Below are 15,130 nucleotides of genomic sequence, written 5' to 3'. Positions count from 1 at the left end.
ATGACTCGTTGATACAAACTGTGTTCACTATATCTTCTGTCGTTTTGATATAAAGTCTCCCTCTATGGCCTTATCATTCAACATATCAAGACAATGAGAATAGAGATGGATTTCGGCAATTAGTCAGCTATTTACAGACGAAAGAGAATAATTTTTCTACTCGATTTCTATTGAGTACAATGAGAGCGTTTTCTAAACGAGTGTAAATTGGACTCAAAGAGACTGGAAAAGGGGCTCAAAAAAGAATAAAATGAAAATAAGAGGTGAGAGAAATGGATAATCGTACCATTGCTGTTATCATAGAGTTATTTGCTAATAAAGAAATGAGTCTTTATGAATTAAGTGTTCAGACAGGAGTTGATAAGGAAAATGTATTGGTTGGCTTACGAGAAGTAAACGAACTTTTAGAGCGAGAAGGATATGAACCCATCTATTTTAAAGGGGGACTATATCAAGTTCCCGAAACACTTTTATCGTACCAGCGAGAGATTTTTGAATGGTTGCGGAGCCACGAGATTTATTTGTCGCAAGAGGAGCGACAAATGCTTCTTTACCTTTATACCTTCATCCGAAAAGAATTTGTTTCCAATAATCATTTTCAAGATTTGTTGGGGGTTAGTCGCAACACTGTTCTAGCTGATATTAAAGCTGTGCGAAATGTTTGCAGTCGCTTTGATATTTTTCTTGCCTATACTCGATCGGACGGCTACCATTTAATCGGACAGGAAGAAAATAAACATCGTCTAGCACTTTATGCAATTAGTAGTTGCTTACGATCTTCCGTTGGGATATGGGCTATGGACTATCTTCTCAGGGCTTGGCAGGAAAAAAATCACATTACAAATCTCAAACAGATTAGTCAGCACCTTTGTCATTTTTACCAGTTGTCAGCCTTGGAAGACCGCCTGGATGAGTTTCTCTATTTCCTTCAATATCTTTCTATCCGCAAAAAACGAGTAGACAAGGATATTACAGACATAGTTTCACCCTTCCCTCAGGATATTGTGCGTGAACTGTGGAGGGGATTAGAGACGCATCAGGAGTTGTCAGAATCTTGGGTTGCTTATCTAACCCATCTATTACAGGGATGTTTAGAGGGACAAATTAGTGGTGAAAATGATTTCTTCCATCGATTAACATTGGAAATTGTTGATGAAATGGAACGTTTGTCTTTGATTGAATTTAAGCATCGCAAGGAGTTAATCCAAGGACTGGAGAGACATTTAATACCGGCCTATGCACGTTTGACATCACGTTTAGTCAATGTAAATGCTTATACCAATGTGGTAAAAAAAGAACACAAGGATTTATTCGAAATTGTTAAGAAGGCTTTACGACCTTTAGAAAATCATTTAGGATTTGATGTTCCAGACAGTGAAGTATCTTACTTCGTTATCCATTTTGGAGGATATATAGAAGCCGCTACAGACCGGTCGTTTCATTATCGAGCCTTGGTGGTCTGTCCTAATGGAGTAAGTTCATCCTTGATTGTGAAAGAGCATCTTAAACAACTTTTTCCTAATATTTGCTTCTCAGACCTACATTCTTTAGCCTATCTTGAAGGAGCCATTGAAGACAACTATGATATGATTTTTTCAACAATTAAGTTGGAGACACAACGTCCTTTTTTCTTAGTTCCTACTCTAATGACTTTGGCACAAAAGCGGGAGCTCTTTCATTTAGTCAGTGAACAATTTGTTAACGCTGGCTATGTTCCTATCGAGATTGAGCGATTGCTTAGCATTATCAGTAGGTACGCCACTGTTCATCGCGAGCCAGCTCTAAAGTATGAACTTGTACAATTTTTAAATGAAAGAATACCTAATGGAAGGGAGAGGAGTCCGATGTTAGCTGAATTGATTACGGTAGACACCTACCGTTACACAGAACAAAAGTTGTCTTGGATGGAAGCTATTTCGTTAGCTGCACAACCTCTGGTTGAGCAGGGAAAAGTCGAAGAACGATATATTGATGCCATGATTGATAAGGTAAAAAATTTAGGACCATTTATTGATTTAGGAAAAGGAGTAGCAATCCCTCATGCACGTCCAGAAGATGGTGTTAAGGAAGTCGGCATGTCTATGCTGAGCCTAAAATATCCCATCCACCTATTAGACGATCCTACTCATGAGATTAGCTTGCTGATTTGCATTGCGGCAGTAGATAATCACACCCATCTGCGAGCTTTGTCACATTTGACAGCTATATTAAGAGAAACAACAACTATTCAACAACTTACTGACTCAAAAGAGTTCATTGAGATTGCAGATTTATTAAAGGAGGAACGGTAAATGTTAAAAATTGGAGCAGCCTGTGGCTCAGGATTGGGATCAAGTTTTATGGTTCAAATGAATATTGAATCAATCTTGCGTGATTTAGGCATAGCAGATGTTGAAGTCGAGCATTATGATATTGGTGGAGCAACAGCACAAGATGCCGATGTATGGATTGTTGGTCGTGACTTGGCAGATTCTGCTAGTCATCTTGGGGATGTTCGTTCGCTCAATAGCATTATTGATATGGATGAACTGAGAGAGCTTGTAACCACCATCTGTCAGGAAAAAGATTTGATTTAAGTGAAAAAATTGTAAAGGAGAAGAGTATGTTAAAGTTTTTAATTGATATTGCAAAGACACCAGCAATTCTAGTTGCCTTGATTGCAGTTTTAGGATTGGGACTTCAAAAGAAGCCCGCATCCGAACTAATTAAAGGTGGCTTGAAGACCTTTGTTGGTTTCCTTGTAGTTGGTGGTGGAGCAACACTTTTACAAACTTCCCTCAATCCATTTGGAACCATGTTTGAACACGCTTTTCATTTACAAGGTGTCGTTCCAAACAACGAAGCTATCGTGGCACTTGCATTGACTGAATACGGGACAGCAACTTCTCTCATTATGCTTCTTGGTATGTTTTTTAATATCTTAATTGCACGCTTTACACGTTTTAAATACATATTTTTGACAGGTCATCATACCCTCTACATGGCCTGTATGATTGCTGTCATCATGACGGTAGCAGGTTTTACATCAGCAGGACTCATTATTATGGGCGGTTTAGCTCTAGGAATTATCATGACCTTGTCACCTGCTTTTGTTCACAAATATATGATTCAATTGACAGGCAATGATAAAGTTGCTCTTGGGCATTTTAGTTCCTTAGGATACTGGCTCAGTGGTTTCATTGGTAGCTTGGTTGGCGATAAGTCAAAATCAACTGAAGACATCAAATTCCCTAAAGGTTTGGCCTTCTTACGTGATTCAACTGTCAGTATCGCTATCTCAATGTCAATTATTTACATTATCGTTGCTCTTTTCGCTGGCGGTGACTGGATTGAAACAACATTGAGTAATGGTACAAACAGTCTTGTTTATGCACTACAATTGGGTGGTACATTCGCCGGCGGTGTATTCGTTATTCTTTCTGGTGTACGGTTAATATTGGCAGAAATTGTACCTGCTTTTAAAGGTATTTCTGAAAAATTGGTACCGAACTCCAAACCAGCTCTTGACTGTCCAATTGTGTATCCATACGCTCCTAATGCAGTATTGATAGGTTTTATTTCTAGTTTTGTCGGTGGCTTGGTCAGTATGGCAGTTATGATTGTAACAGGCAGCGTAGTGATTTTACCAGGAGTGGTGCCACACTTTTTCTGCGGCGCAACAGCAGGTGTTATAGGGAACGCTTCTGGTGGTATTCGTGGTTCTATTGTTGGAGCTTTTGCTCAAGGTATTTTATTGAGTTTTTTACCAGTCTTCTTACTTCCAGTTTTGGGAAATCTCGGCTTTGCAGGTTCCACATTCTCTGATGCAGATTTTGGGCTATCAGGTATTTTCCTTGGTGTTTTAGCCAAAAATGGTGGTATGGCAACAATATCTATTGGTATTTTCGCTGTTCTTGCACTAATGCTAGTACTGACTATTATTTCCAAAAATAAGAAAGAGGTTTAATATGGCAGCAGAGCTAGCGAGGCTACGACAATTTACGGATGAAATTCGTTATCATACAATAGCAACCCTCAACCAGCTTGGATTTGGTCATTATGGCGGCAGTTTATCTATCGTGGAAGTTTTAGCAGTTCTGTATGGTGAAATAATGGATATCACTGTTCAAAACTTTTCATCTCGAGAGCGAGACCATTTTATCCTTTCTAAAGGGCATGCAGGTCCAGCACTCTACAGCGCACTTTATCTGAAAGGGTTCTTTGATCATGATTTTTTGTGGTCGCTCAATCGTAACAGGACTAGTCTACCTTCACATCCTGATCGCAATCTCACTCCCGGGATTGACATGACAACTGGCTCTTTGGGCCAAGGAATGAGTGTGGCCACAGGAGTTGCTTACGGTCAAAAAATTGCCAACTTCCCTTACTATACTTATACATTGGTAGGAGATGGTGAGTTGAATGAGGGACAATGTTGGGAGGCTGCTCAATTTGCAGCTCACCATGAATTATCTCATCTCATTCTATTTGTTGATGACAATAAGAAACAGCTAGATGGTCGTACAGTAGATATCTGTCAAACTTTTGATTTTGTGGAGAAATTTATTTCTTTTGGCTGGGAAGCAGTACGAGTGGATGGCAGTGATATTGTAGCGATTTTAAATGCTATCACAACCGTAAAAACAAGTCGTTCCAACAAACCAAAGTGTATCGTACTTGATACTATCAAAGGACAAGGGGTCCCTCTCCTTGAAAATATGGAAAACAACCACCACCTACGTCTTGCTGGCAATTTACTAATAGATTTAGAGAAAGTTGCGCAGGATTTGGAGAAGGAATTGGAGGGTAGGACATGAGAGAAAGTAGAGAAATGCGTCTAATCTATAGTGATTTCTTAGCTGAGAAATGCAAAGAGAGCGAACAGATCATTGTCTTAGAAGCAGACTTGTCTAGTTCTATGTCCACCAATACATTACAATCTACTTATGGTGGTCGCTATATCAATGTAGGCATTATGGAGCAGGAAATGGTCGGTGTGGCTGCGGGATTATCTGTTTTAGGTTATAAGCCTTATCTACATACCTTTGGACCGTTTGCCAGTCGTCGTGTTTATGATCAAGTATTCTTATCACTTGGTTACGCTAAGCTTGATGCGACTATTATTGGTTCAGATGCTGGAGTATCTGCTGAAATGAATGGTGGCACCCATATGCCATTTGAAGATTTAGGACTGATGCGCCTGATTCCAAATGCTCGAGTTTATGAAGTAAGTGATGACATCCAATTCCGAGCTATCTTGGAGGAAACCTTAGAGATAGGTGGTCTCAAATACATCCGAACTATCCGTAAAAGGCCATTTCCTCTTTATATAGGAGATGAGGACTTCAGTAAGGGCTATACCATCTTACGCAACGGCACAGATGCAACTATAGTCGTTAGCGGTATTATGGTAGAACAGGCTATACTCGCTGCTAACCGTTTAGCAGAAGAAGGAATATCTGTACAAGTGATAGATCTTTTTCGTATTAAACCAATCCACGAAGAAGTAACAAATCTTCTTGTGGGAAAACCTGTCATCACAGCAGAAAATCACAATCGTATCGGCGGTTTAGGCAGTGCAATTTGTGAGCTACTGGCAACAGTTAAAGATACTTTGGTTTACCGTGTTGGCGTTGACGAACGATTCGGACAGGTCGGACAACAAAACTACCTGATGGAAGAATATGGACTAACTGCAAATGCTATTTATAAACAGGTGATAAAAATTATTCAATAGCGATTGTCTAATCATAAAATGAGATAGAACTTATTTCTGTTACTAGACAGAGTTAAGTTCTATTTTCGTTTTTTAGCAATAATTACTAGGAAAATATAGACACAGCTTTCAATGATACGCTATAATGAAACGATAAGAAAAACAACTTGTACTTTTTCCTTATAAAAAATACAGAACAAGATGAAGGTATGCAGTGCAGGTTACAAATGTCCTAATAAGACAATTACTTTTTGACAGTGATTGCAAGTGTTCCAAATAAATATAACATAACCTAACGTCAGGTATTGCTTGTGACGCTAGGTTATATGCTATTATTAGCATAAAGGAGGTGAAAGCTGTGTCAAAATACACGACAGGGGAAATTGCAAAACTTTGTGAAGTGACAGTCAGAACAGTTCAATATTATGATACCCGTGGTATTCTTGTTCCGAGTGAATTGACAGAAGGTGGACGAAGGCTCTACTCTGAAGATGATGTAAAGCGTATGAAAATTATCTGCTTTCTTCGTGAACTAGGACTTTCTCTGGACTCAATCGGACAGATTCTTTCTGAGGAAGATCCCGGTAGCATTATCTCTCTACTTTTAAATCAGCAGGAAGCTATATTGAAGAGAGAGGTTATCGAGCGGGAGGAGAAGCTACATAAAATTTCCGAACTGAAGACCAGACTTAAAAATGTGAGTGAATTTTCCATCGAATTTATTGGTGACATAGCATATACTATGACAAACAGGAAGAAACTGAGGAATCTCCGCCTCATTATGATAGTTGGTGCGCTACCACTCGGTATTCTACAGTGGGCATCAATTATCTTATGGTTCACAAAGGGAATCTGGTGGCTATTCCTTGTCTGGGTTATTGTTGTGGTTCCATATATCATTTGGTTTTGCCGTTGGTATTTCAAAAAGATGGCTTATATCTGTCCGCAATGTCATACAGTTTTTCAGCCAACCATTAAGGAAGGACTATGGGCCAAGCATACCTATACCACACGAAAACTCACTTGTTCATCTTGTAACCATCACGGTTTCTGCGTGGAGATTGCTGCCGAATCACAAGAAGAGATAGGATGACACATAATGAAAAGATACAATAAAATTCAGATGATGAAGTATCTGATATGGACATTTCTTCTTGCATACGCCATACAGATAGGTGCCTCGTTTATTTATAATAATGGTAATACCATATTTGCTCAACTAATCATTACAGGAATGATGTTTGTTCCTACAATTGGTGCGCTAATTTCAGGAGTCAAGTTAGGCGATATGGGCTGGAGGGTGCAGTTTCGGAAGAACCTTCGATTCATTATGATAGCATGGTTTGCTCCAATCGTCCTAGTAACGCTCGGAGCTTGCTTATACTTCATGATTTTTCCTACGCATTTTGATATAAGTGGAAAATATCTGGTAGTAACTGGAGGCGTAGAGGCTATTAAGCAGATGGAGTCGCTAGGTATTTCTTATCCCCTATATATCATAATGAGCTTCATCAGTAGCATTACTTATGCACCATTCGTCAATATGGTTATAGCACTAGGCGAAGAGATTGGATGGCGTGGATTTTTATATCCTCAATTAAAAGCCAAATTAGGGAGAAGAATGGGATGGATTATAGGGGGTATCATTTGGGGAATGTGGCATTGGCCTCTCATTTGGCTAGTTGGTTATGAATATGGAGCGGCTACAGCAAATCAAAATGGGTATATTGGTTTTCCTATTGTTGGTATGCTTCTCTTTTGTGCCATCACGGTTGGATGGGGAATTCTGCACGATTGGCTGTATGAAAAAAGCGAAAGTATATGGATACCATCACTTTTCCACGGTGCAATCAATGCAGTAGCAGCTCTACCTTTGTCCGTTTGTCTTACTAATACTGGCTCTGCACGATTACTAGGACCTGCACCGATGGGCATGCTTGCAGCTTTGCCATTTTTACTAGTCGCAATAGTGCTGTTGCTTCGCCAAAAGAACTCTTAGGAAACACATACAAATGCGTTGATTCTCAAAAAAGGTTCCCCCTTAGCACCATCGAGACACAGCTAAGGGGGATTTTATGTCAAATTTATTGTCAAAAATAAAAGAAAAACCTTGTAGACATTATTTCACAAGGCTTCTCGAATAGTTTATATTATTCCCACTCAACAGTTGCGGGTGGTTTACTTGTAATATCGTAGACGATGCGGTTGACGTGTTCAACTTCATTTACGATACGGACGGAGATTTTTTGAAGGACATCCCATGGAAGTTTAGCAAAGTCAGCGGTCATACCATCAACGGAAGTAATAGCACGAATGGCGATAGTGTAATCGTAGGTACGACCATCTCCCATAACTCCTACAGAGCGTACACCAGTATTAACCGTAAAATACTGCCAAACATCGCGATCTAGACCAGCTTTTGCGATTTCTTCGCGCAAGATTGCATCAGACTCACGAACTGTCTGAAGTTTTTCCTCGGTAATTTCACCCATAACACGGATAGCAAGACCTGGTCCTGGGAATGGCTGGCGCCAAACAACCTCATCCGGCATACCAAGAGCAGTACCAAGTGCTCTCACCTCATCTTTGAAAAGGGTATTCAATGGTTCGATCAATTTGAACTGCATGTCTTCTGGTAAACCACCAACATTGTGATGGGACTTAATAGTTTCAGCCGTATCTGTACCAGATTCAATGATGTCTGTATAGAGAGTGCCTTGAGCTAAGAATTCGACATCCGTCAGCTTGCTTGCCTCATCATCAAAAACGTAAACAAATTCATTTCCGATGATTTTACGCTTCTTCTCAGGATCAGACACACCTGCAAGTAAATCTAAGAAACGCTTAGCAGCGTCAACGCGAATAATATTGAGACCAAACTTGCCGCCTAGCATCTCCATAACCTGATCCCCTTCATTCTTACGAAGTAGGCCATGATCAACAAAGATACAGGTCAACTGGTCTCCGATAGCACGTTGAAGAAGGACACCAACGACAGAAGAGTCTACTCCACCAGATAAACCAAGCAAGACTTTCTTATCTCCAACTGTTTGACGGATTTTTTCAATTTCTGTTTCAATAAAATTTTCCATCGTCCAGTCACCTTTAGCGCCACAGATAGCAAAAGCAAAGTTTTTTAAGATGTCATTCCCATAAACAGAATGACGAACCTCAGGGTGGAATTGGATACCGTAAATATGACGTTCTGTATTTTCAATGGCCGCATAAGGGCAGTCAGCAGATAAACCAACTAAGTGGAAGTCTGTAGGAATCTCTGTCACAGCATCACCATGACTCATGAGAACTAGTTGCTTCTCAGGAGTGCCGGCAAACAGTTTTGATTCAGCTTCTAGCTGCAAGTTGGATTGACCATACTCACGATTACCAGCTTCACCGGCAGGCACAACCTTGCCACCTAATTTATGAGTAATCAATTGCATTCCGTAGCAAATTCCTAAAATTGGAATCCCCAATTCAAAAATTGCCGGGTCAATATCAAAAGCATTTTCTGCGTAAACAGAGTTCGGGCCACCAGATAGAACGATACCGATTGGATTGATTGTACGAACTTCTTCAGCAGTAATAGTATGATTTTTCAATTCTGAAAAGACACCAAATTCACGAATGCGACGTGAAATGAGCTGATTGTACTGGCTACCATAATCCAGAACAATGATTTTTTGAACATCTTGTTTTGTCATGTTTTACCCCTTTATTTTGAATAAAATTCAAATATCGTTACTCATTCTACCATAAAAACGAACATTTTCCAAACCATATTTGTTAAATATCTGTTTTCCAAACTATGAGTGATTTTCTTAAATTGAGTGTTCGTATTTTTCTCAGTTTTACACTGTTTATTTTAGTTCTTTTACTCACATTGTTTGTCTAGCAATCTTTTCCAAATAGAAACCAGTCTAGATTAGTCAAACGTCTTTATTTTTGGTAAACTAGAAGCTAGAAAGGCTAGACAAATGAAAGCAGCATACATCACTATTCACGATAAGATAAAAGATCAAATTGACGGTGGAACTTGGAAAATTGGACAACGTTTACCGAGCGAGCGCGACTTAGCAGAAGAATTTGGTGTTTCTAGAATGACCCTTCGCCAAGGTATTACCCTGCTTGTTGAAGAAGGAATCTTGCAACGAAAAGTCGGATCCGGTACCTATGTAGCAAATACGAGGGTGCAGGAAAAGATGCGGGGCACGACCTCATTTACCGAAATTGTCCAGCTTCAAGGGAAAATACCGACGAGCAAACTCTTGTCGTATGTCCGAACCAAGCCAACAGATAAAGAGATAGAACAACTAGGGTTAGGAAAGGGTGAATATATAGTGCGGATGGAGCGTGTTCGCTACGCAGATAATATTCCCGTAGTGTACGAGGTGGCCTGTATTCCTGAACGGTTGATAAAACATGTTCCAAAAGAAGAAGTAACCAACCATTTTTTTCAAACTTTAACAAAGAATGGTTACCGGATTGGTACCAGCAAGCAGACAATTTTTGCTCGATTGGCAAATGAAAAGGTCGCTCAGTACCTACAAATTGCCAAGAACCAAGCGATTCTTGCCCTGAAACAGGTCTCCTATCTGGAAGATGGTCAAGCATTTGAGTTTGTAAATAGCCAATATGTAGGCGAACGTTTTGAGTTTTATTTGGAAAATAATTAACGTAATAATAATTATGTAAAAACAATACAATTTGCCATTTTACTATTCTTTTCTGTAGCGAATATTTGTTTTTCACTGTTTACTTGTGAAAGGAAGAACTTCTGTTAAAAGGATTGTGCCATTTCTTATTTATTAAAGACAGATTTTTTGATATAATAGAACTTATGGAAATTGAGAAAACCAATCGAATGAATGCCTTATTTGAATTTTATGCTGCCTTGCTAACCGACAAACAGATGAATTATATTGAGCTCTACTATGCAGATGATTATAGTCTAGCGGAGATTGCAGAAGAATTTCAGGTAAGTCGTCAAGCAGTCTACGATAATATTAAGAGAACAGAAAAATTGCTAGAAGACTACGAAATGAAATTGCACATGTATTCTGATTATGTCGTTCGCAGTCAGGTGTTTGATGACATTCTTAATACCTATCCCAATGATACGTATTTGAAGGAAAAAATCACCATTCTAAATAGTATTGACAATAGAGAGTAAAAGGAGAAAATATGGCTTTTGAGAGCTTAACAGAACGCTTACAGAATGTATTTAAAAATTTGCGCCGTAAGGGAAAAATTGCAGAGAGTGATATTCAAGAGGCTACCAAAGAGATTCGTCTGGCATTATTAGAGGCCGACGTTGCTCTGCCTGTTGTAAAGGATTTTATCAAAAAAGTTCGTGAGCGTGCGATTGGACACGAAGTCATTGAAACATTGAACCCAGCCCAACAAATCATCAAGATTGTTGATGAAGAATTAACAGCTATTTTGGGGGCTGAAACATCAGAAATTATCAAATCACCCAAAATTCCAACCATCATCATGATGGCTGGTTTGCAAGGTGCTGGTAAAACGACCTTTACAGGAAAATTAGCTAACAAACTCAAACAGGAAGAAAATGCACGTCCATTGCTAATTGCTGCTGATATTTATCGTCCAGCAGCCATTGACCAGTTAAAAACGCTCGGTCAACAAATTGACGTTCCTGTCTTTGAGCTTGGAAACCAAGTTCCTGCTCTTGAAATTGTTCGTCAAGGTTTGGAACAAGCTAAGAGCAATCACAATGACTATGTTCTGATTGATACGGCTGGTCGTCTCCAAATTGATCAGGCTCTCATGACTGAACTAAAAGAAATCAAAGAGTTTGCTCAGCCAAATGAAATCCTTTTGGTTGTGGATGCTATGATTGGTCAAGAAGCTGCTAATGTTGCGCGTGAGTTTAATAATCAGCTGGCTATTACCGGTGTTATCTTGACTAAGATTGATGGGGATACCCGTGGCGGTGCAGCCTTATCTGTTCGCCATATTACTGGTCAGCCAATCAAATTTACTGGTACAGGCGAGAAAATTACTGACATCGAAACCTTCCATCCAGACCGTATGTCATCACGTATCCTTGGTATGGGAGATATGCTGACCTTAATTGAAAAGGCTAGCAAAGAATACGATGAGAAAAAATCATTGGAACTTGCTGAGAAAATGCGAGAAAATACCTTTGATTTCAATGATTTTATTGACCAGTTGGATCAGGTTCAAAATATGGGACCTATGGAAGAACTTTTAAAGATGCTTCCTGGTATGGCTGGCAATCCTGCCTTGGCAAATCTTAAAGTGGATGAAAAGCAAATTGCCCGTAAGCGTGCGATTGTATCCTCTATGACACCAGAAGAACGGGAAAATCCAGATTTATTGACACCTAGCCGTCGTCGTCGTATTGCTAATGGCTCAGGAAACAGCTTTGTAGAAGTCAATAAGTTTATCAAAGACTTCAATCAGGCTAAGACTATGATGCAAGGTGTCATGTCTGGTGATATGAATAAAATGATGAAACAGATGGGAATCAATCCTAATAATCTCCCTAAAAATATGCCTAATATGAATGGTATGGATATGTCAGCCCTTGAGGGAATGATGGGAGGAGCTGATATGCCAGACATGAGTCAATTGATGGGGAATTCTGATATGCCTGATATGTCTCAAATGTTTGGCGGAGGTCTGAAGGGAAAAATAGGACAATTTGCCATGAAACAAGCCATGAAGCGCCAAGCTAATAAAATTAAAAAAGCAAAAAAGAAGAGAAAATAATGTACTGCACCCCAAAAGTTAGACACAAAATCTAACGATTGGGGTGCTTTTCTTATGAAATTAAACGCTAACGATAAAATTGAAATCTATTATCACTTAAAACAATTAGGTTGGACTTGGCCACAAACTCAGCCAAAGATTTAATGTGACTAAGGTTCATCTACAATACTTGGTTCGACTGATTGACAAACATGGTTTGGACTGTGCCCAAAAAGGGAAAAATAACTACTATTCACCAGAGCTGAAAGAGGAAATCATAAATGAAGTCCTACTAAGAGGCCGTTCTCAACTAGACGTTTCACTGGATTATGCACTACCAAATATAGGGACACTGCCTAATTGGATAGCGCAATACAAGAAAAACGGGTATACTATTCTTGAAAAACCTAGAGGAAGGATACCTAAAATGGGACGTAAACCAAAGAAAACTTGGGAAGAAATGACAGAGCTGGAGCGACTTCAGGAAGAAAATGAACGTCTACGAACTGAGGTGGCCTATCTAAAAAAGTTGAGGGAACTGCGCCTCAGGGACGAAGCCTTAGCGAGAGAAAGGCAGAAACAATTAGAGAAATGGTTGAGGGAGGATTCCGACTAGATATCCTCCTAACAACAGCTCAATTAGCCCTGTTCAATACAGAACTAAATCCTTTCAATAATATTTCTTGTCCAACTTTTTGGGGTCAGTACATAAATCTCTTCTTTTTTAAGATATCCTATCTCATGATTGCAATATATTTTTCAAAAATGAAAAGTAGAAGTAGCTGAAAAGTTATTTTAATGTTTTAGCCCTTTAATAAATGTCCATTTTAATGGACAAACTAGAAAATGTCCGTTTTAATGGACAAATCAGAAAATGTCTGATAAAATGGACATATATAGAAGAATGGAGGACATCTGATGAATTATATAGCCATTATCGGTGATATTATCAACTCAAAACAGACTTCAAATCGTTCTACCGTTCAAGAACGCTTAAAAAATGTGTTAAAAGTAATCAACTTTTCTTATTCTCGTGAATTTGCCTCTCCATTTACTATTACAAAGGGAGATGAGTTTCAGGCACTCTGCAAACCAAATCCTTACATCTTTCTTATGATTGATCGAATACAAATAGCTTTTCGAGGGGAGCTAGAGATTCGCTTTGGAATTGGCCTGGGAGGTATTTTAACAACGATTGACCCTCGACAAAGTATCGGAGCAGATGGTCCAGCTTACTGGGAAGCACGCAAAGCGATTGAATTTATCCATGATAATAATGACTATGGTACTAGTCAGCTAGCATTTTCGTCCGAATACAAGCAAATTGACCGCGTTATCAATCCTTTATTGACTTCCAGCGATTTCATAAGAGCAGCTTGGAACTCTTCCCAGGCGGAATTGTTTGAAACCTTATTGACCAATAACATTTACCAGGAAGATTTTAAGCAAAAACAAATCGCTGAAAAGATGAAACTGAGCCCAAGTGCTTTTACTAAACGTTTAAAATCAAGTGGGATAAAAATCTATCTGCGAAACCGCCAAACTGTTATGAATCTAATCTTGCAACTAAGCCAAAAAGAGGGGTAAGCTCATGAATTATTCTATTATATCTAGCTATTTAATCCAAGAACCAGTTCTAGTTGCTCTTCTTATCGCACACTTTTTGAGTGATTTCACATTGCAAAGCCAAAGGCTAGCAGATGCGAAAAAAAGAGAATTTACTGCCTTCGCTATCCATCTATTGCTTGTCGCCTTTCCTCTTTTTATTTTAACAATCCTCACACCAAATCAAAATGGAGATCTATTTTTCCAAATTTGGCTAAGTCACGCTGCGATTGATTACCTCAAGTATTTCCTCAACAAACATCATTGGATAAAATCATCTTGGGAGCCTGTAGCTTTCTTATTGGATCAGTTTTTGCATATTAGCTGCATTTTCATTCTTTATCAAACGATAGGGGTAAATGTAGCTACGCATTCTTTTTGGAACTCTAGCGCTTTCTTGCTTGTCCGAATCCTCTTCATCATCTTACTTACCAAGCCTGTCAACATTATTTTCAAGCTATTTTTCAGTAAATATCAGGTTCAGGTGGAAGAAGTGGAAGCTAATCAATCAACAATTAGCGGTGCAGGAGCCTTGATAGGGCAATTAGAACGCTTGATTATGGGAATTTTTTTGCTTCTTGGACAATTTACTGCTATCGGTCTTGTCTTCACAGCAAAATCCATTGCACGTTACGATAAAATTTCAAAGAACCAAGCATTTGCTGAGTATTATCTAATCGGCTCTTTGTTTAGCATTATTAGTGTTTTGATTGTTTATGGTTTATTGATACTTTAAAAAAATTACATAATATATATTATGTAATTTTTTATAAAAATAGAAAAGAGTCTTTATATGATGATTTCATCAGAGGATATTTTTTAAGTCAGAAAAACTTCATTGACTAACATTTTAGAAAACCAACTACCCCAAGCCAATCCATTTGTCCTGAAAATTTTCAAGATGGACTGATCTGGAAATAAGCTGCCTATCAAATGCTATAATGATTTGCCAACAAAAACCAACTTACTGGTCGTTGTTCCTATGACAATTTACAAGAAAAAATACTACAAAGAAAACTATTCAGCAACTGATGGGAACATTATATTTTAACAGTAGATAAAATAACCATTCTAGAACGCTCAAACAAATAATAA

Annotated in this window: 13 protein-coding genes and 1 pseudogene; 13 read left to right on the top strand and 1 reads right to left on the bottom strand. The window is 38.8% G+C overall.

The annotated features are described in order from the left end of the window. Positions 1–272: 272 nt before the first annotated feature. The 7 genes from SR187_RS05000 (at position 273) to SR187_RS04970 (ending at position 7,694) form a co-directional block, all read left to right on the top strand. Positions 273–2,291, top strand: coding sequence for a BglG family transcription antiterminator (locus SR187_RS05000; RefSeq protein ID WP_120171708.1), 2,019 nt, complete (start codon positions 273–275; stop codon positions 2,289–2,291). Further along, positions 2,292–2,576 carry a PTS sugar transporter subunit IIB gene (locus SR187_RS04995; RefSeq protein WP_024532729.1) on the top strand — a complete coding sequence of 95 codons (285 nt, stop codon included), beginning with the start codon at positions 2,292–2,294 and terminating at the stop codon, positions 2,574–2,576. A gap of 26 nt (positions 2,577–2,602) precedes the next feature. Continuing rightward, entirely contained in the window at positions 2,603–3,946 is a 1,344-nt protein-coding gene (locus tag SR187_RS04990; RefSeq protein ID WP_024532730.1) for a PTS ascorbate transporter subunit IIC, read from the top strand. Position 3,947: 1 nt separating this feature from the next. Continuing rightward, positions 3,948–4,796, top strand: a complete 849-nt coding sequence (locus SR187_RS04985) for a transketolase (protein WP_120171707.1) — start codon at positions 3,948–3,950, stop codon at positions 4,794–4,796. Then, positions 4,793–5,716 (top strand): transketolase family protein, encoded by a 924-nt coding sequence (locus SR187_RS04980; protein WP_120171706.1) that lies wholly within the window; start codon positions 4,793–4,795, stop codon positions 5,714–5,716. The genes SR187_RS04985 and SR187_RS04980 overlap by 4 nt, the downstream gene beginning before the upstream one ends. Before the next feature lie 337 nt (positions 5,717–6,053). Continuing rightward, a complete protein-coding gene (locus SR187_RS04975; RefSeq protein WP_024532733.1) occupies positions 6,054–6,788 on the top strand; it encodes a MerR family transcriptional regulator in 735 nt (244 codons plus the stop codon). Between the two features lie 6 nt (positions 6,789–6,794). Beyond that, on the top strand, positions 6,795–7,694 hold the full coding sequence (locus SR187_RS04970; protein ID WP_231996459.1) for a CPBP family intramembrane glutamic endopeptidase: 900 nt from the start codon (positions 6,795–6,797) through the stop codon (positions 7,692–7,694). 151 nt (positions 7,695–7,845) lie between these two features. On the opposite strand, the gene guaA is transcribed toward SR187_RS04970, so the two are convergent. Beyond that, positions 7,846–9,396 (bottom strand): glutamine-hydrolyzing GMP synthase, encoded by a 1,551-nt coding sequence (gene guaA, locus SR187_RS04965; protein ID WP_120171704.1) that lies wholly within the window; start codon positions 9,394–9,396, stop codon positions 7,846–7,848. A 273-nt stretch (positions 9,397–9,669) separates the two neighbouring features. Between guaA and SR187_RS04960 the strand changes: the two genes are divergently transcribed. From SR187_RS04960 to SR187_RS04930, 6 genes and pseudogenes are all read left to right on the top strand, one after another. Beyond that, the gene (locus tag SR187_RS04960) at positions 9,670–10,368 is read left to right on the top strand and encodes a GntR family transcriptional regulator (RefSeq protein ID WP_120171703.1); all 699 of its coding nucleotides are present in this window, start codon (positions 9,670–9,672) and stop codon (positions 10,366–10,368) included. Positions 10,369–10,532: 164 nt separating this feature from the next. After that, positions 10,533–10,865: a putative DNA-binding protein gene (locus SR187_RS04955; RefSeq protein WP_024532737.1), complete on the top strand. Its 333-nt coding sequence runs from the start codon at positions 10,533–10,535 to the stop codon at positions 10,863–10,865. A gap of 11 nt (positions 10,866–10,876) precedes the next feature. Further along, positions 10,877–12,451, top strand: coding sequence for a signal recognition particle protein (gene ffh / locus SR187_RS04950; RefSeq protein WP_120171702.1), 1,575 nt, complete (start codon positions 10,877–10,879; stop codon positions 12,449–12,451). A 54-nt stretch (positions 12,452–12,505) separates the two neighbouring features. Further along, positions 12,506–13,075, top strand: a pseudogene (locus SR187_RS04940) (transposase); the annotation flags it as partial. Positions 13,076–13,348: 273 nt separating this feature from the next. Continuing rightward, positions 13,349–14,017 carry a SatD family protein gene (locus tag SR187_RS04935; protein WP_024532740.1) on the top strand — a complete coding sequence of 223 codons (669 nt, stop codon included), beginning with the start codon at positions 13,349–13,351 and terminating at the stop codon, positions 14,015–14,017. Positions 14,018–14,021: 4 nt separating this feature from the next. Beyond that, on the top strand, positions 14,022–14,771 hold the full coding sequence (locus SR187_RS04930) for a DUF3307 domain-containing protein (RefSeq protein ID WP_120171701.1): 750 nt from the start codon (positions 14,022–14,024) through the stop codon (positions 14,769–14,771). Positions 14,772–15,130: the final 359 nt, after the last annotated feature.

The sequence above is a fragment of the Streptococcus ruminantium genome (assembly GCF_003609975.1).
In the GTDB taxonomy this organism is placed as follows: domain Bacteria; phylum Bacillota; class Bacilli; order Lactobacillales; family Streptococcaceae; genus Streptococcus; species Streptococcus ruminantium.
The sequence above is the reverse complement of the archived record's forward strand: the minus strand, read 5'-3'. Positions and strand labels throughout refer to the sequence as shown.

What these genes read in the sequence shown, in the direction of transcription:
- SR187_RS05000 (WP_120171708.1), top strand. Translation starts at nt 273, where the DNA reads ATGGATAATCGTACCATTGCTGTTATCATAGAGTTATTTGCTAATAAA.
- SR187_RS04995 (WP_024532729.1), top strand. Translation starts at nt 2,292, where the DNA reads ATGTTAAAAATTGGAGCAGCCTGTGGCTCAGGATTGGGATCAAGTTTT.
- SR187_RS04990 (WP_024532730.1), top strand. Translation starts at nt 2,603, where the DNA reads ATGTTAAAGTTTTTAATTGATATTGCAAAGACACCAGCAATTCTAGTT.
- SR187_RS04985 (WP_120171707.1), top strand. Translation starts at nt 3,948, where the DNA reads ATGGCAGCAGAGCTAGCGAGGCTACGACAATTTACGGATGAAATTCGT.
- SR187_RS04980 (WP_120171706.1), top strand. Translation starts at nt 4,793, where the DNA reads ATGAGAGAAAGTAGAGAAATGCGTCTAATCTATAGTGATTTCTTAGCT.
- SR187_RS04970 (WP_231996459.1), top strand. Translation starts at nt 6,795, where the DNA reads ATGAAAAGATACAATAAAATTCAGATGATGAAGTATCTGATATGGACA.
- guaA (WP_120171704.1), bottom strand. Translation starts at nt 9,396, where the DNA reads ATGACAAAACAAGATGTTCAAAAAATCATTGTTCTGGATTATGGTAGC.
- SR187_RS04960 (WP_120171703.1), top strand. Translation starts at nt 9,670, where the DNA reads ATGAAAGCAGCATACATCACTATTCACGATAAGATAAAAGATCAAATT.
- SR187_RS04955 (WP_024532737.1), top strand. Translation starts at nt 10,533, where the DNA reads ATGGAAATTGAGAAAACCAATCGAATGAATGCCTTATTTGAATTTTAT.
- ffh (WP_120171702.1), top strand. Translation starts at nt 10,877, where the DNA reads ATGGCTTTTGAGAGCTTAACAGAACGCTTACAGAATGTATTTAAAAAT.
- SR187_RS04935 (WP_024532740.1), top strand. Translation starts at nt 13,349, where the DNA reads ATGAATTATATAGCCATTATCGGTGATATTATCAACTCAAAACAGACT.
- SR187_RS04930 (WP_120171701.1), top strand. Translation starts at nt 14,022, where the DNA reads ATGAATTATTCTATTATATCTAGCTATTTAATCCAAGAACCAGTTCTA.